Origin of the sequence: Mucilaginibacter sp. OK098, from assembly GCF_900142915.1 — a bacterium.
Taxonomy (GTDB): Bacteria; Bacteroidota; Bacteroidia; order Sphingobacteriales; family Sphingobacteriaceae; genus Mucilaginibacter.
In genome coordinates this window covers 411,961-435,661 of record NZ_FRCM01000003.1, presented here as the reverse complement: position 1 = coordinate 435,661, position 23,701 = coordinate 411,961, and the positions used below count along the sequence as shown (strand labels likewise).

Here is a 23,701-nt window from a genome sequence, read left to right as displayed (position 1 = left end):
CCTTTTAAGGTCACAACAGTCTTGTATTTTTTTACGGATGTAAAGCCTAAAAGAGTAGGTGCAGGTCAGCTGCAACAAAATCGGTTTGCAGGCGTCTTATTCTTACTTGTACGAAAAGATTTGATATGCAACTTCATTTTTACCGGCCACGCCATCCGTTACTTTCAGATCTTATCGAGGGCTATTATTTTTTAAGTGGGACCGCACCGGAAGCTAAATTAAGCTATTACACATTTCCGAATAATTTTTTAATTGTGTCGGTACTCGAAAATGCGCAGATCTTTGTACAGGGAAACCGGGTAACTTGTACCCCGGCAGCCTATCAGTGTTTTCAGGCTAACCTGACCTATAACTATACTGAGCCGTTACTGATACAATATACCGGGCAGCTCAATGAACTGACGATTTATTTTAAGCCCCTGGGACTTCATGCCTTTTTTCCTGCTGTTACGTGGTGTAATCAGACTGCCAATTTTACCGACTTCGACCCATTCGCGGATTTTCAGGAAGTGATGATGCGTATCCTTCATCTTAACGACCGGGAACGACAAATTACTTTATTGGAGGGCTATTGGATCTCAAAAAAATTGCGGGAGCCTGAGCCGCTCCTGTTGCGTATCGCGCATGAAATGGAAGGCGGGAAAGCTGTAGCGGAAATCGCTAACAGTTTACATCTTTCGCGACAATATTTTTCACGGCTCTTTTTGAAAAATTTTGGAAAAACGCCAGCGACATACCGTAAGATCCATCGCTTCAGGAACGTGGTCAGGGCTAAAACCGGCTACGGAAATTTGACTGCGCTGGGCCTCGGCAACTTCTTTTATGATCAATCTCACTTTATTAAGAATTTTAAAGAATTAACCGCCCTCACTCCGAAGCTGTTTTTTGACAAGGTGGATGCCCGGAAAGATAATCTTTGGCTATATGTGTAGTTTCCATTTATACAATTAAAGGGCTTCGTGAAGAGCTAAATTTGCAAAAACATGGAAACAAATTTGTTCAAAATGAAAAAAAACTACTTTATACTTTTTTGTCTTTTTGCCGCTCAGGCAAGTGCCCAGGTGAACCATAAGTTGGCTAAAACTATTGACAGCCTGTATGAAGCTGATCAATCTGTGCAGCTCAGATTGAAGGAAATGTACGAGCGGCATGCACCTCAAGATAGCCTGAAGATGCAGGACTCTCTAAAAAAAGCCACCTATATGAACGGGCTTCTTCTATCGAAGAAGATCTATGCACAATATGGTTATCCGACGGAAAAAATGGTTGGTGAAGATGCTTCACATCATTTTTTCGTGCTTATCCAGCATTCGGACAGCGATCCGCGTTTCCAGGTAGAAATGCTGCCAGTACTGGACATGCTTTCTAAAAATGCAAATATTTCCCGGAAGGATTATGCATACCTATATGACCGCGTGCAATGTAATACAAGAGGGAAACAGCTTTATGGCACGCAACCTACCTATGATAAAAGCGGCAATCTGTTCGACAGCAACAACAAGATTATATATCCGCCTGACCTGGCCGACCCTGAAAATGTAGACAAAAGAAGAAAAGAAGTTGGCCTGGGGCCAATTGAGGAGTATTATGAGTCCATTCTGCAGATGCTGGGCCGACCCAGGCAGAAAGCAAAAACAAACTGACAGCGCTACGTAGCTTATTTAATAATGCCTCCGATAAGATTTACATGATCTTAGTTACGCACTATGTAAGCCCTTGCCTTATGGTAAGTCGCTTTTTTGTGTAAAAGGTTTAGGCAATTATTATTGTCAGACTATGCCTCGTTAAGTAAGGTGAGATTGTTTCATCGGCTTGTGTTATTTACATGCCTGATTATTTTTTTAAAATCATCTACGCCCTTCAGTGTTCTTACAGGTCTTTACTGTATATATGGACAAAGAAGAAATAAAGGCATTACTTGATAAATATAACACAGGGCAGGCAACCGACGAGGAAAAAGCCTTGCTCGAAACCTGGTATATTAAAAATACTAATGAAAAACCATCTGCTTTATCAGCGGAAGAGATTGGGCAGGATCTACAGGAAGTATTTGATTTATTGCCTAAACCTATGCGTATTGTTGCTATTTGGCCGCGCATTGCAGCTGTAGCGTCCATTCTCTTATGTATTTCTATAGGTAGTTATTTCCTTATACACAAAAAACAATCAACCCAACAAGCTGCTCAAACGCATGACATAGCCCCCGGTGGTAATAAAGCTATATTAACCCTGACAAACGGGCGTACGATTGATTTAAGCGCCGCAAAGAACGGGAAGCTAACCAATCAGGGCAGTATGGTAATTAGCAAAAATACTAATGGCCAGATTGTTTATGCCGATTCGGAAAATGATTCACCTTCACAAAATAATGGATTCAATATAGCCACCACTCCACGTGGCGGCCAGTACCAGTTAATTTTAGCTGATGGAACCAAAGTTTGGCTAAATGCCGCTTCATCCATCAAATATCCCGTGGCATTTAATGGCAATGAACGTAAGGTAGAGCTTACAGGAGAAGCCTACTTTGAAGTAGCGCATAATAAGGAAAAACCATTCAGAGTAATTGCTAACGGCCAGGAGGTTGAAGTTTTAGGAACACATTTTAATATTAATGCCTATAGTGATGAAAATGCGGTTAAAACCACCCTTCTTGAGGGACGCGTAAAAGTAACATCGGGGGATAAAAATAAAATGCTTAAACCTGGTGAACAGGCACAGCTAGAAAATGGAAATATCCTGGTGGCTGATGTAGATGTGGATGATGTAGTTGCATGGAAAAATGGCTTTATCACTTTTAAAAATGCTGATATAAAAAGCATTATGCGCCAACTTGCCCGGTGGTATAATGTTGATGTAAGGTTTACCGGGAATATATCGGAATTGAGATCGTTTACCGGTGATATGCCAAGAAATTCGCGTCTTTCTGAAGTGCTGAAAGCACTTGAGTTAAGTAATATTAATTTTAAAATAGACGGTAATAAAGTTATTGTATCACCTTAAAAGTGATAATTAAATCATAATTAACTAAATAAGTAAACATTAAATTATAAAATATGGAGAAATAGTATACATCAAACCCACCCCAAAATCTTAATTCATAAAAAATGCCGGAAGTGCTACAACACGGCCGGCATAGTCTGCTCACGCAGAAAGCTTTGAATTAGGACTCTTAGAAATGTGACTCAATTCATCGAATTTATTAACCCAAAACAGTTTAAATGTATGAAATTTTATTTACATGATAAAAAATGTCATGATCCAGTGTTTTTGTATCGCAAATATCTGCTAATTATGAAGATAATTTTATTGTTAGTTATAGCCACCTCGCTCCAGGTTAATGCTGCAGTTTATGCTCAGAAAATAACTTTATCCGAGAAAAATGCACCGCTCGAAAAGGTCCTTAAAAAAATAAGGAAGCAAAGCGGCTATACTTTCTTTTATGAAAATGCACTCTTAAAAAACACACACGCAATTACTATTGATGTAAAGGATGGAGCGCTAATACCTCTTCTTGACCAGATTTTAAATGATCAAGCCTTAACCTACAGTTTTTCCGGGAAAATAATTGTTATAAAAAGCGCGATCAAACCTCAATTGGCCACTGCTTCTCCCGAACAGGCCGTACTGTCAATTAATATAAAAGGTACGGTTGTTGATGACAAAGGAAAACTTTTGCCAGGTGCTTCTGTAAAAATTAAAGGTACAAATCTGGGTGTTATAACAAATGCCCAGGGCGAATTTGAAATTAAAAATGTACCGGATAATGCTATTTTAACAGTTTCATTTATAGGTTATGTTACCCGGGAAATTTCTGTAAAAGAGGATATTAGTATCATAAAGCTGGTAGCCGCACCTTCAGTTCTAAACGAAATTGTAGTGGTTGGATACGGTACCCAAAAGAAGGAGAATCTTACCGGCGCCGTAGGTGTAATTAAATCAGAATCATTAAGCGACCGGCCTACAACATCGCCTGCAAACTTATTACAGGGATTGGCCGCAGGCATGACAGTAACTACACAAGGTAACTATCCGGGGGCCAGCGCTAACATTAAAATCAGGGAAACCTCAACCTGGCAGGGAGGATCGGATCCTTTGTATGTAATTGATGGTTTTGTAAGAAATGCTACTGCATTTTCCCAAATTAACCCGGCTGATATTGATAATATCAGTATATTAAAAGATGCTGCTTCTACAGCAATCTATGGGGTTAGAGGAGGTAATGGCGTAGTTTTAGTAACAACTAAACATGGTACGGCTAATCAAACTTATATTTCTTATAATGCCTCCTACACCATGAATACGCGTGAAATAACGCCACAAAGGATGAATGCTTTTGATGCATATACTTTTGCAAATCAGGTGTATGAACAAAAGGGCTTGCCCGCAACTGATCCGAGTTACTACACGCCGGATGAATTAGCCTATTTTAAAACACATTCATACGATTGGTTAAAAGATACATGGAGAAATCCCTGGAATACTGCTCATAATTTATCAGTAAGCGGCGGGGCAAATACAACTAAATACTATGTATCTGCAGGCTATATCAAACAGGAAGGAGCTACATCTAATTCTTTTAACAAATACAATTTATCAGCAAAATTAGATGGCCAGATTTCCAATCGCATAAGCTTTAACCTAAACATTCTAACAGAATGGGATAACGGGGACCGTCCTTTTTGGGCTTATGATTATGGCGACTTTAATTTGTCAAACATCTATAACAGGCTCTTAATGGTAACTCCCGGAAGGCCGTCTTTTATTAATGGCCTTCCTGTTGGTAATTTTGATAACACAAACACCGCTAATCTTGCAAAAGGAAATGGAGGGTATACCAGGCCGACTAATAATAATATTACCCCGACTTTTCAATTAAAATATCAAATTCCGGGAATAGAAGGATTATCTGCTAAAGGTACCTTTGCCTATAATACAACAAATAGTTATACAAAGGCCTGGCGTAATGCGCCTTATGTTTATTATTTTCAAACAGCCGGAACTAATAACCATATTGTTACTGATAAATTGGATTATAATCGGTCGGGCGGATATAAAATATTGGATCAGGCTCAGATTTCAGGAATTGGAGCACCTACAGAATTGCAGGAATCCTACAGTCAATCCTCCAATTATCAACTTGATTTAATGCTTAACTATGATCGTTCATTCGGGCTGCATAATATTACCGCTTTTGCAGGATATGAGCAATCAGCATACCGTGGGCATTATTCAACTATCTGGGATGATAATTATAGTAATCCTGATTATCAGCAAATTAACGGAGGCTCTTCACAAAGCACTGATTGGTACATCAGGGGAGATGAAAATCAACCAACAGGATTTGCTTCTTACCTCGGAAGAATAGATTATAATTATGCTTCAAAATATATGATTGGCTTTACCTTTAGGGCAGATGGTTCATATGTTTTTCCGGCCAATAAAAGATGGGGGTATTTTCCGGCTGTTTCAGCAGCATGGAATATCTCTAAAGAATCTTTCTTTTCTAATTATGCACGCTATGTTGATTTCCTGAAACTGCGCTTTTCATACGGTATAACCGGCACAGACAACACGGCTCCATGGCAATGGCAACAAACCTATAATTTTAATTCAAATTCAGGGATCTATCTTGGATCTTCACTTCCTATATCTACAACACTGGGTTCCACAATTAACCCCAATATTACCTGGGAAAAGAATAAGAATTATAACCTGGGGATGGATTTCGGAATACTCAAGAAATTGCTTACTGGTTCGGTAGATTTATGGTACAAAAAAACCACCGATATCCTTGGTGCGCGTTCAGCCTCAGTTCCCAGCACGGTTGGAGCAAGTTTGCCGGCAGTTAATTATGGAATTGCATCAGCAAAAGGTATTGAACTATCTGTTAGTCACGAAAGGCATATAAAAGATTTTTTCTATCGTGTGTCAGCTAACTGGGCATATTCAGGAAATAAATATCTGAAGGTTGACCAGGCTGCATCGGTTCGTGACTACCAAAATTTGATAGGACAACCATTGAGTGGGTCAATTAATAATGTTCCAACTAGTGGAGTTATATGGGGTTATGTATCCGAAGGGATTATCAGAACGCAGCAGGATGTGGATAATATTTTAAGGGCTAATGGCCCCAATTTCACCATATTCGGTAGTAAACCACAGCCTGGAATGCTGATGTATAAAGATGTCCGGGGCCCGTTAGGTACAGATACCCCCGATGGGAAAATTGATGGGAACGACATACAAGTTATTTCAAAAAATGGAATACCACGTGTTAACTATGGATTCAACTTCACATTGGGATGGAAAGGGGTTAACCTCAGCGCTATATTCTCAGGCTTAGGGCGTTACGACATTATGCCTACAGATGTCTATTACAGGCGGCCTTTACCAGGCAACGATAATTTGACCATTTGGAAAAACGCGTGGACACCTCAAACCGCAGCCACAGCCACAATGCCAAGTGCAATTATGAATGATTGGCAGGGTACGGATAATAGCCAGGAAAGCTCGACTTTTTGGTTGAAAAACGGTGCATTTCTGAGGTTAAAATCGCTTATAGTTGATTATAGTTTACCATCAAAATGGTTGCAGAACTCAACAGTTAAAGCTGTTAAATTCTATTTCAGCGGCGAGAATCTGCATGAATGGAACCATACTAAAGACTGGGATCCGGAACTGGGGGGCGATTTTAGAACGTACCCGATATTAAAGGGATTCACTTTTGGATTAAATGCGACATTTTAAAAAAATTAAAATATTACAGTATGAAAATTAAATTCAATAAATCATTGGTTTTATTGGGATTGATTGTGCTTTCAATGTCTTGTAAAAAAGTATTTGATGTTAATCATCCCGGAGGCCCGATTACACCTGAGCAGGAGTGGGGAAATCCTGATTTTATAAAAGGATACGTAACAAATTTTTATAATATCCTGCCTTCATGGAATCGGAACGAGGAAATTTCTGCAGAGGCATTTTCTGGTGGGTCAGGAGGGAATGCCCTTAATTTCTTTCTTACAGGCAAATATACAACTCAAAGCGGGTACCCTGACAGAGTTTGGGATTGGGCATCATTACGCGGTATTAATAATTTTTTTGCCAATATTGATAAAAGTAAATCGGTTTTGTCTGATGCTGATTACAAAAGTTTGAAAGGGCAGGCATACTTTTTTCGGGCTTATTTGTATTATAGAATGGTGAAAGTATTAGGCGGCGTTCCTATTATTACCGTTGTTCAGGATCCAACGGCCGATATTAACACCTTATTGGTGAAGAGAAATACCTCTCTTGAATGCTTTGATTTTATCAATAAACAATTAGATAGCGCCATTAATTTACTTCCGGTTTCTTATGATGCAGATAATACCGGTAGGGTTACCAAAGGTGCTGCAATGGCAGTTAAAGGCGAAGCGCTGTTATTAAAAGCCAGCCCATTATTTTGCAAATCACCAAACACCGGCTATTGGAACGATGCATATACGGCGCTGGCTTCCGCTAAAACTGAGCTGGATGCTGATGGATATGGTTTATATACGGATAATACCGCAAAAACTAACGAAAATATGTGGTATGATAAAGCCGGAGCTGCTAAGGAAATGATCTTAAGCGTACGTTTTCACTATCCCGAAAAAACCAATGGCTTTCAACAAGGGCAAAGACCGCTGACAGAAACTTCAGGTGCAGCTGGGTCTTGCGACCCTACCTGGGAAATGGTAAAAGAATATCCTATGAAAAATGGGCTTGATATTTCAGATCCAAATTCAGGGTACGATCCTACAGAATTCTGGAAGAATAGGGATCCGCGTTTTTATACGGCTATTGTTTATAATGGAGCAAGGTATGATTTTGCTGATATAACACCCCGTGTTCAATGGATCTTTAACGGAATTGCAGGTGATGATGCGTACAAGGCTACTGCTAATTATAATATTACCGGATTTTATTGCAGAAAAGGCATAGATACCACATTAGGAGCAGTAGGATGGAGCCATCAGGCTTTTGATTGGCCTATTATCAGGTATGCTGAGGTTTTGTTAAACCTTGCCGAAGCTGCAAACGAAACAGGCCATTCAGGCGACGCCAAAAACTACATCGTTCAAATTCGTAAAAGGGCGCATATTGATCTTGGTTCAGGTAATTATGGGTTAGCAACGTCTGTTGGCGCAGATTACCAAAGCACATTGAATGCCGTTATGAAAGAAAGAGAAATAGAATTTGCCTTTGAAGGGAAACGATTCTGGGATTTGCGGAGAAGACGGATGTTTAGTGTGTTGAACAGTTTTGGTACGCTGCATGCTTACGGTCCCTATTTAAACAGGACGGCAGCATCGACCCAATATGGTGTTGATATTACCCAAAGTAACAGCGGAATAGCATTCCAGCTTTCTAATATTATAGTAAACTCGCCTGCTTCGTTTGATCGTAATAGCTTTCTAAAAGCAATAACTAATTTTGTATATGAGCCGATAGACCTAAGTGCAACTAATCAGATTCAAATCCCTGATTCTTATTACTTCGGCCCTATTGATCCGCAATACATATTACAGAATAAAAACTTACAACAAAATGTGGGTTGGGACAATGGTTCTTTTAACCCTGTAATTCAATAATTGTACAAAAAATTAGGATCCCCAAAATGCTAATTAACAATTAAAAAGAATGCCCGGAGCAGCTTATGATTATATAAGACCTGTTCCGGGTATTTTATATTTTATTGTATTAAGTTTAAGTATGTTGAAATTACTAAGTTGAATTAGTATGTCCAATATCACTCAATAACCAGGTAAAAACATATACTTTAAGAAGGGAACAACTCCTTTATTTGTATACCCATTTTCAGCGTTAGTCTGAATTAAAAAAAAAGAAAATACGAGTCATGCAGCAGTTTTGTTTTATGACCTATAATTACATTTTTTCAAATGAATAATCCACTCAAAAAAACAAATCAGATTTATCGCTTTTGGATAGTCTCTGCCATTTTACTTTTTTTATATCATCCGCTTTTTGCGCAGAACTATACACTTAGTACCAGGTATGTAACTATCGGTATCAGTAAAAGCGGCTATATTAAAAGCATTAAGGATAAAGTATCTAAAAAAGAATATTGCCCGCGCGGTGATTCATCAGCATTACTTAGCTTGTATAAAAACAAAACTTATATTTTGCCCAGGTATGCTGCTTTCAATACTGCCAATAAACAGATTCTATTGCATTACCCCAATGGCTCAGTTGCTGTGGTTAAGGCGGAACAAAAATCTACCTATTTGCGTTTTCAGTTAATATCACTTACTAATCGTAATGGGGTCGACAATGTAGTTTGGGGGCCTTATAAAACCAATATTTCAAAAACAATTGGTGACATTATTGGAGTAGTAAGGAGCGATGATTTTGCTATCGGAATGCTTGGATTGAACGATAACACAACAGGCGGGCCTCCTTTAGACGGCGATATGTCTTTCCTGTATTATTTTATTCATTCACCCGACCCTAAGAAATATCCATTACCACCCAATCTTAAAGAAGGGCAAAATTTCAGCATAGGTGGCGACGGAATTAATGATGTGGCTTTTTATTCACATCCGGAAGAATATTATCGGATGAACTATGGAAATGGGGCCACACTGGAACCGGCTTTTGGGTCAACAATATGTATGCATTCAAGAGACCGCAGAAAGGAACAGATGATCCGCTTCCCTGTTTTACCTGACAACCTGGATGGTAAAGCTAATTCGGCCCGTTATCAGTTAGTTACGCCAACAAATGCGGACTTTATGGGATCAGCAATCGCATTATATGCCTGTCCTGATTCGCTAGGTTTAAATACAATTGAAAAAATTGTACTCGCCGAAGGTCTGCCGCATCCGGAAATAGACGGGAAGTGGATTAAGGATCCCAAAGCATACCGCCCTGATATTGCCTGGTGGGGTGGTCATGATAGCCTGATCAACTATGCCAGCAGGCTTGGGATCAAATCTGTACAGGATGAGGGTTGGGGCGAATATTATCCAAACCCCGCTAATCGCTGGACTAACAAGAAAATCAGTTTCAATGGATCTAATGTCATGAGTATACCTGAGTACGGAGCGCTGATGAAAAAAAATGGAATCCGGTATGGTTTGCATACCCTTTGTGAGTTTTTACAGCCCGATAATAATAGTGACGTAGCGCCTGTTCCCAGTGATAGCCTTGCTATTATGCAACGTACTAATATTACGAAAGAGATCTCTGAGCATGACACGATTATTACTGTGGTTGATAAGGCTTATTTTAATGAGTTTGGTGGATGGGAAGGCAATCATACCAATGTTTTAAAAATTGGCAAAGAATTAATAGAGTACAATGGTATTACTACCTCAAAACCGTACACTTTTTTGCATGTGAAAAGAGGCTTATATGGTACTAAAAAAGGATCTTTCAAAAAAGGAACAACCATTGTAAAACTACAACCCAATTGTTACCGTGGTTTTGCGCCTGATATGAATCTACAGGATGTATATGCAAACTATTATGGCAAATGGCTGACCGAAGGCGGAATGGATTATATAGACTTTGATGGATTGGAAAGCTGTATGTACCAGGGACAGGGCCAATATTCTTATAAACGTTTTTTTAGAAAGTTGTTCGATAGCTACCAACAAAATGGGGGTAAATACCTGCGCGTTATGGGTAGTGCTGTAGGCGAGGGTAACTGGCATTATATGAGTGTTTGCAATGTTGGAGGAGGAGATAATATGTTTAACCCTGTGCTCAATAAATGGGGAATAGAGGGCAAGGATATGCGTTATGTATTTCAAAGCAGTTATTTGCCGGCTACGTTTGGTATTATAAGTTTAAACAGCGACTGGAGCTTGCATGATGCTGAAAACCTTCAGGCTAAATCTATAGGTTGGGATGCTACCTATATGTTGGGGCTTAGCCAGCAATCAGTAGAAAACTGTGCCGAAAAAGAGGCAATCTTTAACGCTTACCGAACCTGGGAAAATGCACGCGCTGCAGATGTATTTACGAAAGTAAATAAAGAGAAATTAAAAGATTTGAATTACAAATTTCACCTGGAACAAACTGGTGAAAAGTCATTTATCCTGTATTCGGTACAAGAAAATCGCTTTGCTAATCAGCCATATACCTCCGAAACAAAGCCGTTCCAACTGAATAATGAATTTGCCGCTCAGTCACCGGAGTTGGCTATTCGCATTTATGCGCCTAAGGATGTACAGGCTGACGGAGTTAAAATAAATCTGCAAAATGGGATCGAACTGGTGATTGATAAAAAGCTTTCTAACGGTCAGTTTATTATATATAAAAACGGGACGCTTTATACCGCGGACAAAAACAGAAAAAAACTTGAAGAAATACCAGTTGTAAAGCCAATGATTTTGCCAAATGGTAAATCTCAAATCCAGGTTAGTGCATTACATAGTGGTAATGACAATATAAAGTTTGAATTAGTTGTTTCCATGATTGGAAAAGGAGAGAAAATTTAAAATGATCCTGAATAAAAGAAAATATGCTTTGGCATTTATTATTTGTGCCTCTACCTTGCAACAGGTAAATGCACAGGTAAGTCAAACTTCGTTGGCGCAAGCCCTGTTAAAACAGTTGCATGGTTGTATGCACGTAAGTGTAATTCAATACAAAGGTACCAGGCAAATCAATAAATATGAATTTAAGCAAAACCATTTGCAAACAGATAGTGCTCAATGGCAAATACTATTAAATGAGCGCACAGTAGTAAACCATGAAGTAATAGACATTAATGCAGATTTTATACTGAAAGAAGGGAGAGCATATTCTACTGCGCCGGCTGTTTCGTTTGATTTCAGCGAATGGAGTAGAAAGAACTATGTTATGGTGCCTGCAAGCATGTACAATGGTAACAGGTATCACTCCATTGGAGACGGCTATAATCCAGCGTACCCCAAAGACATGTATTACAACCCTGGTGTACCTCTAACCATTTCAAACAATCCACGGCTTTCAGTTGAAACGGATAAGTCTTCGCTGGTTGAGTTACAAACAGGTAATGCCGCTACACCTGCAATGTGTTTTTTTTCACCCGCTGAAAACAAAGGCTTTATCGTGCTTACCACACAGCAAACAAAATTTGGCAACAGCGGATTAACCATTGCTGAAAACGCAAAACAGGATAGTTGCAACTTTACTATCTCAGCGCCTGCTGTTCGGAAGTTGGCGGCGGGCTTTGGAGACTTCCACAATAGTGGCGATCAGGCGCCAAACTGGAAGTCAGGGGATAAAATGACCTTACACTTGAGATTATATGTGTTTGATGCTAAAAGCATCCCCGACCTGCTAAAAAAATTCATGCGGGTACGCAAAGATTTAACAGGACCTAATCATCCCCGCAATCAGCTACCCATGAGTCAATTGCTGGCTGCTGGAACTTCTATTTGCAGTAACAATTTTATAAAAGTTCCGGCGGGAAGTTATTACAAACCTGAAAACAATGATGATTTTCAGCTAGGGTGGGTTAGCGGTATGATGAATAGCTACCCCATGCTTGCCCTTAACAACGAAACCGAGCGTAACCGGGTAGCTGCAGAACTCGATTTTGTAGTGAGTAAGCTGCAAGGGAAAAGCGGGTATTTTTATGGTGGCATAAAGGCTAACGGCGAACTGCTCCCGGAAAAAATGCATCCCGATTTTCCGGCTATGCAGGCTATGGTTCGCAAAAATTGCGATGCATTGCTTTGGATGATGAAGCACTTAATGCTTTTTAAGGCGCAAAGTTATGGTAATATGATAAAACCCGAATGGGAAACTGCCGCAAAGAAACTGGCAGCAGCTTTTGCCTGGACTTGGCATCAGCATGGCGATTTTGGCCAGTACATTGTACCTGAAACCGGAGAGATTGCCGTATTTAATTCAACAGCAGGTGCTATCGCTCCGGCAGGGTTAGCCATTGCTTCCGATTATTTTAAACAGCCGGGATGGTTACAAGTTGCCAAAGATGCAGCCAATTTCTACTATAGACGGGATGTAGTTAAGCAGGGGCTTACCGGTGGCGATTGTGGCGATATATCGATGGACGCTAATTCGGAATCTGCTTTTGGTTTTCTGGAATCATTGATGGCATTGTATTATTATACGATTATACGGCTGATAAGGCCTGGTTGCAAAAGGCGGAAGTACAGGCTGCTCTTTGTTCAACCTGGACTCTTTCTTACGATCCTGTGTTTCCACCAAATAGCCAGATTGGAAAACTTGGGTGTAATATGGCGGGTGCTGTATGGGCGAGTATTCAGAATAAACATGCTGCTCCCGGCATTTGCACTTCGTCAGGTGATTATATCTTTAAGCTCTATCGGGCTACCGGAAATATGCTTTATGCGGCTTTGATACGGGATATTCAGCATGCGCAGGCCGAAGCGGTCAATATGCCCCCCAATCATATTACGACAAACAATTTGGTGGGTTCATCGATGGAGCGGATTCAGCCCAGTGATGCAGAGGGTAGGGGTAGCGTTGGTAATTTTATTAATACCCGAAATTCCTGGACAGAAACCAATGGAATGCTGATGGCGTTAGAGTTGCCGGGTATTTACCTGCAAACAGATAAGGGTAAAATTTATGTTTATGACGCTGTTGAATCCAGGATACTAAGGCGAACCAAAGAGGGGCTTGTTATCTCAATTACAAACCCGACCAGGTATGATGCGAATATTTCAGTTTTTGCCGAAACCATAGCGGATTCTAAAAAGCCGCTGGGTTACACCGCATTTCTAAAGTGGCCAAAAGTTGAAGTTAAAGAAGGAATGACCCGGTTATTCCTCATTAACAATGATGGGAAGTCTATTAAATCCTTATAAAATAAAGTAAAATGAAATATCTGATTTTTAATAATTGATCGTTAACCGGCTATTTATCGCTTCTCAAAAAGCTCTTTTGATAGCTTAAAGGAGTTTTTCCTTTTATCTGTTTAAAATACTTATGGAAACTGGAAAAGTTATTAAAACCACTCTCATCACAGATCTCTTTTATGTTTAATTTGTTTGCGATAAGAAGCTTACATGCATGGCCTATGCGTATTTCATTTATAAACCGGGAATAGGTTTTCCGACTCCTTGACTTAAAGAACTTGCAAAATGAATTAGGGCTGATATTAGCGATTTTAGCTATCTCATCCAATGATATATGCTTTTTAAAGTTGGCGATAGAGTAATTATAAATAGAGTTGATCCGATCTTTTTCCGACTCCTGGAAATTGTTCTGAAAACCAATGGAAGCCAGCAGATTGCTTTCCTGGCATTCGCTGATAGCTGTTAATACTTCCATCAGCAAGATGATTTTACGGGAGCCCTCGGCACAAATGATTTTTTCTATCAGGCACCCAATATTTTCACCAGACTGCCTGCAGATATGAAGGCCTCTTCTTGATCTTTCGAGTGTTGTCCTGATCGACTGGTTTTCAGGCAAATTGAGAAACAAGTCACCCCAAAAGTTTTCATTAAAATGTATAACACTTACATCAGCAGTCATATCAGGGTGCTTTTGGAAAAAGCAATCGTCAAACTGCCAGTAATGAGGCAGGTTAGTACCTACCAATACAATATCACCCATCAGAAACGGGCTAATGCTATCGCCAATAAATTGTGTGCCCTTACCTTTTTTAAAATAAACAAGTTCAACTTCCGGATGATAATGCCAGCGGTTATTTACATCAGGCATATTATCCTGTCTCGCACTGAATGAATCTACCAGGTCTTTAGAGACTTTTAATAACTGAGGTTTCATAATGAAATAATTGGTAGTTTGAAAATAGTAAAAATTCAACGTAATAACCCAAAGTTGTTTATTTTTAATTGATAAGTTCCAATATCGCTTAATAATTGGATAAAAACATAAAACTTTAGGTTTTTAATAACTCCTTTATTTGTATACCAGTTTTTCAGGGTTAACCTGGATCTAAAAACCTAAAGTTCATGCCAAAAAGTAAATACCTTTTACCTTTACTACTAGTTACCTCCTTGTTTTTTCTTTGGGGATTTGCCTATGGTTTACTGGATGTTTTGAACAAACATTTCCAGGAGACCCTGAATATCACCAAAACAAGATCGACTCTATTACAGGGCGCGTATTTTGGCGCCTATTTTTTGATTGCATTACCTGCCGGATTATTCATGAAGAAGTATGGCTATAAAAAAGGTATCATATTGGGCTTGTTTCTGTATGCTACGGGTGCTTTTCTGTTTTATCCGGCTGCGCAACAGTTAAGTTTCAATTTCTTTTTGCTGGCATTGTTCATCCTTGCTTCAGGTTTGGCCTGCCTTGAAACAGCGGCCAATCCCTATATAACCGTATTGGGCAACCCCGAAACTTCCGAGTCGAGGTTGAATCTTGCACAGTGTTTTAACGGTGTTGGTTCATTCCTGGGACCCATTATTGCAGCTTATCTGTTTTTTGGAGGCACTAAAAGCACATCAGGCGGCAACCTTGATTCAGTTAAGATAATTTATGTTATTATTGGTATAGTGGTATTGATTATTGCCGGCTTATTTATGCGGACTACCCTGCCGGAGATAAATGAAAGCGAAATAGTTTCTTCTGTTGCCCTTGATAAAAAACCATTGTTCAGCCACAATAATTTCACATTTGGGGTTGTTACGCAATTTTTTTATGTTGCTGCCCAGGTAGGTATTGCCGCTTTCTTTATAAATTACTGCACAGAAAGCGGCGTAGGGATCCATAACGGCAAAGCATCCGCCTTACTTTCAATCGGGCTTATATTATTTACTGCCGGCCGCTTTATAGGCACCGCATTAATGCGGATACTTGCGCCCAATAAATTACTCACTGCCTATGCCCTGATAAATGTGTTGCTGTGTGCTATTGTGATATGGAATAATCAATGGATCTCGGTTTATGCTTTAATGGCTATTTTCTTTTTCGAATCGATCATGTTTCCCACCATTTTTGCATTGGGGATAAAAGATCTGGGGCATCATACTAAAAAAGCATCGTCATTTATCATCATGTCAATAGTTGGCGGGGCTTTGGTACCGGTTGCTATGGGAATGCTGGCAGATAAGTACAGTACCTCTACTTCTTATATTATCCCAATGGTTTGCTTTTTGATAGTGGCCTGGTATGGTTGGAAAGGCTACCGGGTAAAAAACGGGAACAGTTCATCTGCAGTAAAGGTTGAATTCAGACATTAACAATCTCAGCACTGATGATTAAAGTTTTAAATTTCAGCAATAAGGGTATTTTGTACCATTTAAATGATTGATTAAACAAGTTAGATTCAATATGGATTTACAACTTCAAAATAAAATAATTATAGTAACCGGCGGGGCCAGGGGAATCGGAAAGGGTATCGCTACTCTCCTTGCCAGGGAAGGAGCCACGGCCGTTATTGTTAGCCGGACTGAGGCTGAAAGCCTTGAAACTGTTAAAGAAATAGAAATGTTTGGCGGCAAAGCTTTCCAGGTTGAAGCAGATCTTATTAGTCCGGATGCTTGCGAGCGGGCTGTTAATGAAGTTATACTTAAATTTGGCCGGATAGATGGTTTGGTTAACAATGCCGGAGAAAATGATGGTGTTGGCCTGCAAAGCGGCAATTATGAAAAATTTATGCTATCGCTGCATAAAAATTTGGTTCATTATTACATGGTGACGCATTTTGCATTACCCGAATTGATAAAATCAAGAGGTAGTATCCTGAATATCAGTTCAAAAACTGCTGATACCGGGCAAGGTGGAACTTCAGCTTATGCGGCAGCTAATGGCGGCCGGAATGCTTTAACCAGGGAGTGGGCTGTGGAGCTGCTTCCCCACGGTATCCGGGTAAATGCTATCGCTGTAGCTGAATGCTGGACGCCTTTATATGAACGCTGGATCAAAACTGTGGCAAACCCGGAGGAAAAATTGGAAACAATATGTAATCATATTCCCCTGGGCAAAAGAATGACTACAGTTGAGGAGATTGCTAATACGGCTGCCTTCCTTTTATCCCCGGTATCAAGTCATACTACCGGGCAGGTTATTTACGTGGATGGAGGGTATGTACATCTGGACAGGGCTTTATCATAATACTAAATTGAAGACAAGATATGAGAGTTGGTTTATTTATCCCTTGTTATATCGACCAGTTTTATCCGCAGGTGGCTATAGCTACGCTGCAATTGCTCGAAAAATTGGGCTGTAACGTTTCTTTCCCATTACAGCAAACCTGCTGTGGCCAGCCTATGGCCAACAGTGGCTTTGCCGGTTTAAGTAAAGGATGTGACAAAAATTTTGTTAAAAATTTTTCAGGTTTTGATTATGTTGTGGCGCCTTCCGGAAGTTGTGTGCTGCATATAAAAGAACATTTGGAAGATCAGGGACACCCAAAGGAAGCAGAACGGATCCGCAATAACGTTTATGAGCTAACCGAATTCTTAACAGATATACTAAAGGTGCAGCACATCAATGCCAGTTTTCCGCACAGTGTTGGTTTTCACAACAGTTGCCATGGGCAAAGAGGTTTGCATCTGTCTTCTATGACGGAAACAATGCTGCCGGCTTTTTCCAAGCCAGAGCAATTGCTGAACATGGTGAAGGGAATTCAGTTGAGCAATCCGGAACGGCGTGATGAATGTTGTGGATTTGGGGGGACTTTTTGCGTGTTCGAAGAAGCCGTAAGTGTGAAAATGGGAAAAGACAGGATAAAAGAACACGAAGTGAATGCGGTGGAGTATATTACTGGTGGAGATGTGAGTTGTTTAATGCACCTGGAGGGAATATTGAAACGCAAGGGGAGTAGCGTAAAGACCATTCATATTGCGGAGATCTTGAATAGCGAATTATAAATACTGAAAATAAGAGACGTACATAAAGGAAAAAATTGTGATGGCAAAACATGCTGCTTTATCAGAAAAATTTATTGCCGACGAGCCACGAACAGACTGGCACGATGAAACCTTATGGTTTGTGCGGCAAAAAAGAGATAAGGCGGCGCATGGCTTGCCGGGCTGGGAGCAATTACGGGAGTTGGCGTCTCAAATAAAAAATCATACGCTTTCTAACCTTGAAAAATATTTAAGGCAGTTTGAACAACAGGCAAAAGCTAACGGCATAACTGTTCATTGGGCAGCCGATGGTGACGAGCACAACAAAATTATTCATGACATTATTCGCAAACACAATATTGAAAAAATTGTGAAGAGCAAAAGTATGCTCACAGAGGAATGCCATTTGAATGAATACCTGCTGCACCAGGGAATTGAAGTGGTGGATACTGATTTAGGTGAACGGATTGTACAGTTTAGGAAAGAACCGCCCAGCCATATTGTGTTACCTGCTATTCACTTAAAAAAACAGGATGTTAGCGAAACCTTTCACAAATACCTGCAAACCGAGAAAGGTAATAACGACCCGCAATATTTAACAGAAGCTGCCAGGCAGCATTTGCGTGATAAATTCATTCAGTCGGAGCTGGCTATAACAGGGGTTAACTTCGCCGTTGCTGAAACAGGTGGCTTTGTGGTTTGCACCAATGAAGGCAATGCTGATATGGGTGCGCATACCGCAGCTGTGCATATTGCCTGTATGGGGTTTGAAAAAATTATTCCGAAAGCCGAGCATCTTGCCGTGTTTTTGCGATTACTGGCCCGAAGTGCAACCGGGCAAGCCATCACTACATATTCCAGCCATTTTCTTAAAGCAAGACGCGGACAGGAGATGCATATTGTGATTGTAGACAATGGCCGCAGCAAACAGTTAGGCAGAAAAGACTTTCGAAATTCATTGAAGTGTATCCGTTGCGCGGCTTGTTTTAATACCTGCCCGGTTTACAGGCGTAGTGGAGGGCACAGTTACCATACGGCAGTGGCAGGGCCTCTTGGCTCTATTATCAACCCGAACATGGATATGAAAGCCAATGCTGATTTGCCATTTGCATCTACCTTATGTGGAAGTTGCAGCAATGTGTGTCCGGTTAAAATTGATATACACGAACAGTTATGGAAATGGAGGCAGGTGGTTGTAGCGGAAGGTTATGTGGATGCAAGCAAAAAAACAGGCATGAGAGGGATGGCTTATATATTGGCAAAACCAGGCATGTACCGCTTTGCAGGAAAAATGGGCAGATGGGTAATGCGGACATTTCCTTTTATGATAAACAATAAATTAAATGCCTGGTACAAGCAACGCGAAATGCCGGAAGTTCCCAAACAATCATTCAGAGATTGGTATCTGAAAAACAGGGGGAAATAACAGGCAATAACTGTAGCAGATATAAAGCATGAATGCAAGAGAAAAAATATTGAATGCCATAGCCGCCAATCAGCCCGAGGCGGTGCCGTTACCGGTGATAGATAAGGACACGGTGATTAGTTATAACGATGTTGGTATGCAATTTAATACCATGCTCGAAAGTATTGGTGGCAAAGCAGTGTGCATTCAGGACCTCCAGGTATTAAAAGAAAGCGTAAACGCTGATAAAGCAACTGGAAAATTTATTGTCAATACCATAGAGGCATTGGGCGAAGTGGATGAATATGTTTCTTCATTATCAGCAGCGCAACTGGAAAAACTGGAAAAGGCTTATATAAAAGGAACTGTCGGCGTGGCTGAAAACGGTGCAGTATGGATATACGAAAGCCAGATGCTAAACAGGCTGGTGCCATTTATTTGTCAGCACCTGGTATTAGTGATTGATAAAAAAGATATTGTGCCAACTATGCATCACGCTTATGCAAAAATTGATACTGCACAGGAAGGATTTGGCGTATTCATAGCCGGGCCTTCCAAAACGGCGGATATCGAACAGTCGCTGGTGATTGGAGCGCATGGAGCAAGAAGCGCAACTGTTTACATTATTGAATAAATGGACGGCGGTTTATTTAAAAAGTCTATTTAAAGTATGGGAAACTCTAACCAAATGGAAAAACTTATTTTATTACATGTACTGGATAATGTACTTATCGTCCGTAAATCAATTGAAGCGGGCGAACAGGTTGTAATTAATGGCAATTTATTGCTTTTTAAAAAGGGAATAGAGGTGGGCCATAAAGTGGCAGCCAGGGATATCCAGCAGGGCGAACAGATTATTAAGTACGGCATCTCTATTGGTTCTGCCACTGAAAATATTTCGGTTGGAACTCACATACACCTGCACAATATGAAAAGCGACTATTTACCCACTTATACACTCGAAAAAGAATTTGGTAATGACAAATAACTCAACGTTCAAAGGATATCAGCGCCAGGATGGGCGCAAAGGCATACGTAATGTAATAGCCGTAGTGTACCTGGTGGAATGCGCTCACCATGTGGCCAGGGAAATCAGTTCTTCTTTCGGCGGGCAAGTCCATTTAATCGGGTTTCCGGGATGCTACCCCAATCAATATGCTGATAGGATAATGAATTCCATTTGTACCCACCCCAATGTTGGCGCCGTATTGCTGGTATCGCTGGGTTGCGAAAGTTTTAACAGAAACAGACTAAAAGATAACATTGAAAAATCAGGTCGCCCTGTTCATTTGATAGGTATTCAAAAAACAGGGGGCACCCGCAAAACAATTGATGAAGGAAAAAGATGGGTAAGTGAAACGGTGGAAAAAATTAAATCAGTTCCGCAGGTTGATATGGGACTCCATGAACTATCAATCGGCACCATTTGCGGGGGCAGTGATGCTACCAGCGGTATTAGCGCCAACCCTGCGGTAGGACGGGCCTTTGATACACTTGTAGCCAAAGGAGCCGTATGCATATTTGAAGAAACGGGTGAAATGATAGGGCTGGAAAATATGATGAGCACACGGGCCAGGACCCCTGCATTGGCCGGAGAGTTGCAAAAATCTGTTGAAAAAGCGGCCATCTATTATTCCAAAATGGGGCACGGTAGTTTTGCCCCCGGTAACGCGGACGGTGGTCTGACTACCATCGAAGAGAAATCAATGGGAGCTTATTCCAAAAGTGGAAATTCGCTTATTACAGGTTTAATAAAACCTGGCGATATACCCGCGCAGGGCGGTTTGTACCTGATGGATGTTGTGCCTGATGGTGAACCCGTATTTGGTTTTCCTAACATCAATGATAACGCGGAGATTGTGGAAATGATAGCCAGCGGATCTCACCTCATTTTATTTACCACCGGAAGAGGCTCAGTAGTTGGTTCTGCCATCTCGCCGGTAATTAAGATCTGTGCTAACCCTGAAACTTACAATAGGTTGAGCGATGATATGGATATTAATGCAGGTAAAATATTAAATGGAAATGCTACGCTTGATGAAGTAGGAGATGAAATTGTAAATAAAGTTATTTGGGTAGCAAAAGGCGGGCAAAGTTGTTCAGAAGAGCTGGGGCACCAGGAATTTATTTTAACCTATAAAAAATTTGAACCTATTGGGCCTTCTTGTCTGCCCGGATTTTAATAGAAAAGAAATTTTTCAATGATTTTAAAATATGAACAAGATCAAGTTAAGTTGTTTCTTACTTTTCTGTTGTATTGGTGTTTCTGCCCAAAAAAAGATCTCTGGGATAGATCAGCCCGGAGGATATAAAAATAGCTGGACGAAGCCGCCATCCCATATCCCAAATGATGTTTCGATTGATGCTCCCTTAATGGGGAATGGCGATGTAACAATGAGTGTGGGTTACAAAGGAGACTGTTTGCGCTATTACTTATCTAAAAATGATTTTTGGCGGTTACGATCACAAGCGGATGGCTTATCAGGCCCAAGAATGGTAGGTTTTGTTGATATAAAAATTGAAGATTTTAGTGATGCGGCCTTTACTGCCGAGCAAAAGATCAGCAACGGCATTACCACTTGCTTATTGAATAAAAACAATCAAAAGATAGAAACGAAATCGTGGGTATCGGCAACGGACAACCTGGTTTTTATTGAATTGAGCGCGATAGATAAAGCGGCAAAAGTTTCTATTAATTTAACTGCACCTGAAAACAAATATGCGAAATTGAAAACAGGAAAAGCAGGCGATACTTATTGGCTCACCCGTGCTTTTGCTGATAGTGTAGATATCAAAACTGAAGTAGCAGTAGCTTTAAAAACTATTAATTATACAGGCGATACCGTTGTAATACAACCAGGCAAAAAATTGATTATTGCTCTCGCAATTGAAAGCAAGTTTAAAAAGCCAGAACCATTGGAATACGTATTGGGCCGAATAAAAAGACTCAATAAAAACGCTATTGAAACAACAATGCAACAGCATAATAAATGGTGGCAAACCTATTGGGATAAATCTTCCGTAACTGTTGAAGACACTGTTTTGATGAAAGCCTACTACCAGGGACTTTATACAATGGCGTCTTGTAGCCGTGATAAAAGATTTCCTCCGGGAATATTTGGCTGGACTACTACTGACAATCCCATGTGGAATGGCGACTATCATTTAAATTATAATTTTCAGGCACCGTTTTACGGGCTGTTTGCAGCCAATCGCGTGGCGCAGGGAGAACCGCATGATGCTCCGTTAATTGATTTTATACCGAGAGGTGAATGGTATGCAAAAAATGTAACCAATACACGAGGTATTTTATATCCTGTAGGGATTGGCCCATTAGGAATTGAAGTAACCAGGAACTTTGCAGTGGGGGGCTATCAAAAAAAAGGAGATATTGAACAGGAGGGTCTGTTTTACGGGCAACGTTCTAATGCATCCTATGGATTGATAAACATGGCCCAGCATTGGCGCTGCACCTATGACATAGCATATGGTAAAAAGATTTATCCTTATGCTTTGGCAATTGCCAATTTCTGGGAGGATTACTTAAAGTTTGAAAATGGCCGATATGTTATTTACGGAGATGCAATTCATGAAGGTTCCGGAAAGGATAAAAATCCGGTTTTATCGCTTGGGCTCATTCGTAATGCATTAGACCTGATCATTGATTTGAGCTCTACTTTGAAAGTAGATGAAAACAGGCAGGCAAAATGGAAGGATATTTTAAGTAAACTCAGTGATTTCCCGGTTCAAATACGAAATGGCAAAAAAGTGTTCCGTTATACCGAAGAAGGTGTTGATTGGTGGGATGGCAACGGCTTAGGCATTCAACAAATTTATCCGGCCAATGCCATTACGCTTGACAGCAAAGAGGAATTGCTAACAGTAGCCCGCAATACCATTGACGAAATGCAGCGCTGGCAGGATACAAATACCAGTAATAGTTTTTTTGTGGCTGGTATCCGGGTTGGTTATGATCCATCCGTTATCATTAATGAGTTACATAAATATGCTTTACATATCTATCCCAATGGCTTTCAATTAAACAATCCGCATGGTATAGAAAACAGTTGTACGGTGGCCAATGCACTAAACGAAATGCTTTGCATGAGCGCAGGTAATGTTATCCGGTTGTTCAGTGTTTTCCCCAAAAATCAAAATGCAAGTTTTAAAAATATCAGAACCTGGGGTGCATTTTTGGTTTCAGCACGATTAACAAATGGGGTGGTTTCAGATGTTAAAATAGTAAGTGAAAAAGGGATGCCTTGTACCTTTGCTAATCCCTGGCCCGGAAAGGCCATCCGCATAGTCCGTAACGGAAAAAATGCTGAATTCGCAAGAGGTTCCCGTTTTACGATCAAAACTATAGCCAATGAAGTCATCGGATTCAAACCTGAATAAACAAATTTAGGTGCTTAACGGTAAGCTAACGTTTTTCCTGCATGTCTACTTCTCCCTACTTTAAGCAGGTTTTGATTAGCAATTTCCAATAGTGCTTAATAGTTGGGTA

General features: G+C 40.3%; 17 protein-coding genes. 16 read left to right on the top strand and 1 reads right to left on the bottom strand.

Features of this window, described 5'->3' with window-relative positions:
• Positions 1–125: 125 nt before the first annotated feature.
• From BUE31_RS12070 to BUE31_RS31025, 8 genes are all read left to right on the top strand, one after another.
• Positions 126–932 carry an AraC family transcriptional regulator gene (locus tag BUE31_RS12070; RefSeq protein ID WP_073403721.1) on the top strand — a complete coding sequence of 269 codons (807 nt, stop codon included), beginning with the start codon at positions 126–128 and terminating at the stop codon, positions 930–932.
• A 72-nt stretch (positions 933–1,004) separates the two neighbouring features.
• The gene (locus BUE31_RS12065; protein ID WP_143167098.1) at positions 1,005–1,643 is read left to right on the top strand and encodes a DUF6624 domain-containing protein; all 639 of its coding nucleotides are present in this window, start codon (positions 1,005–1,007) and stop codon (positions 1,641–1,643) included.
• Between the two features lie 247 nt (positions 1,644–1,890).
• Positions 1,891–3,000, top strand: coding sequence for a FecR family protein (locus BUE31_RS12060; RefSeq protein WP_073403719.1), 1,110 nt, complete (start codon positions 1,891–1,893; stop codon positions 2,998–3,000).
• A gap of 291 nt (positions 3,001–3,291) precedes the next feature.
• Positions 3,292–6,747, top strand: coding sequence for a TonB-dependent receptor (locus tag BUE31_RS12055; RefSeq protein ID WP_159440669.1), 3,456 nt, complete (start codon positions 3,292–3,294; stop codon positions 6,745–6,747).
• A 20-nt stretch (positions 6,748–6,767) separates the two neighbouring features.
• Positions 6,768–8,612 (top strand): RagB/SusD family nutrient uptake outer membrane protein, encoded by a 1,845-nt coding sequence (locus BUE31_RS12050; RefSeq protein WP_073403717.1) that lies wholly within the window; start codon positions 6,768–6,770, stop codon positions 8,610–8,612.
• Between the two features lie 309 nt (positions 8,613–8,921).
• On the top strand, positions 8,922–11,486 hold the full coding sequence (locus BUE31_RS12045; protein ID WP_073403716.1) for a hypothetical protein: 2,565 nt from the start codon (positions 8,922–8,924) through the stop codon (positions 11,484–11,486).
• A 1-nt stretch (position 11,487) separates the two neighbouring features.
• The gene (locus BUE31_RS12040) at positions 11,488–13,359 is read left to right on the top strand and encodes a hypothetical protein (RefSeq protein ID WP_073403714.1); all 1,872 of its coding nucleotides are present in this window, start codon (positions 11,488–11,490) and stop codon (positions 13,357–13,359) included.
• Positions 13,356–13,829, top strand: a complete 474-nt coding sequence (locus BUE31_RS31025) for a hypothetical protein (RefSeq protein WP_159440668.1) — start codon at positions 13,356–13,358, stop codon at positions 13,827–13,829. The genes BUE31_RS12040 and BUE31_RS31025 overlap by 4 nt, the downstream gene beginning before the upstream one ends.
• 49 nt (positions 13,830–13,878) lie before the next feature.
• Here BUE31_RS31025 and BUE31_RS12030 read toward each other — a convergent pair whose 3' ends face one another.
• Positions 13,879–14,754, bottom strand: coding sequence for an AraC family transcriptional regulator (locus BUE31_RS12030; RefSeq protein WP_073403710.1), 876 nt, complete (start codon positions 14,752–14,754; stop codon positions 13,879–13,881).
• 188 nt (positions 14,755–14,942) lie between these two features.
• Between BUE31_RS12030 and fucP the strand changes: the two genes are divergently transcribed.
• From fucP to BUE31_RS11990, 8 genes are all read left to right on the top strand, one after another.
• Positions 14,943–16,178, top strand: coding sequence for an L-fucose:H+ symporter permease (gene fucP, locus BUE31_RS12025; protein WP_073403708.1), 1,236 nt, complete (start codon positions 14,943–14,945; stop codon positions 16,176–16,178).
• A gap of 91 nt (positions 16,179–16,269) precedes the next feature.
• Positions 16,270–17,052: an SDR family oxidoreductase gene (locus BUE31_RS12020; RefSeq protein ID WP_073403706.1), complete on the top strand. Its 783-nt coding sequence runs from the start codon at positions 16,270–16,272 to the stop codon at positions 17,050–17,052.
• A 20-nt stretch (positions 17,053–17,072) separates the two neighbouring features.
• Positions 17,073–17,810, top strand: a complete 738-nt coding sequence (locus BUE31_RS12015) for a (Fe-S)-binding protein (protein WP_073403704.1) — start codon at positions 17,073–17,075, stop codon at positions 17,808–17,810.
• Between the two features lie 40 nt (positions 17,811–17,850).
• Positions 17,851–19,215, top strand: a complete 1,365-nt coding sequence (locus BUE31_RS12010; protein WP_073403702.1) for a lactate utilization protein B — start codon at positions 17,851–17,853, stop codon at positions 19,213–19,215.
• A 28-nt stretch (positions 19,216–19,243) separates the two neighbouring features.
• On the top strand, positions 19,244–19,828 hold the full coding sequence (locus BUE31_RS12005; RefSeq protein WP_073403700.1) for a LutC/YkgG family protein: 585 nt from the start codon (positions 19,244–19,246) through the stop codon (positions 19,826–19,828).
• Positions 19,829–19,882: 54 nt separating this feature from the next.
• A complete protein-coding gene (locus tag BUE31_RS12000) occupies positions 19,883–20,182 on the top strand; it encodes a UxaA family hydrolase (RefSeq protein WP_073404287.1) in 300 nt (99 codons plus the stop codon).
• Positions 20,172–21,377: a UxaA family hydrolase gene (locus BUE31_RS11995; RefSeq protein WP_073403698.1), complete on the top strand. Its 1,206-nt coding sequence runs from the start codon at positions 20,172–20,174 to the stop codon at positions 21,375–21,377. The genes BUE31_RS12000 and BUE31_RS11995 overlap by 11 nt, the downstream gene beginning before the upstream one ends.
• A 31-nt stretch (positions 21,378–21,408) precedes the next feature.
• Positions 21,409–23,592: a glycosyl hydrolase family 95 catalytic domain-containing protein gene (locus tag BUE31_RS11990; protein ID WP_073403696.1), complete on the top strand. Its 2,184-nt coding sequence runs from the start codon at positions 21,409–21,411 to the stop codon at positions 23,590–23,592.
• The last annotated feature ends 109 nt before the right edge of the window (positions 23,593–23,701 follow it).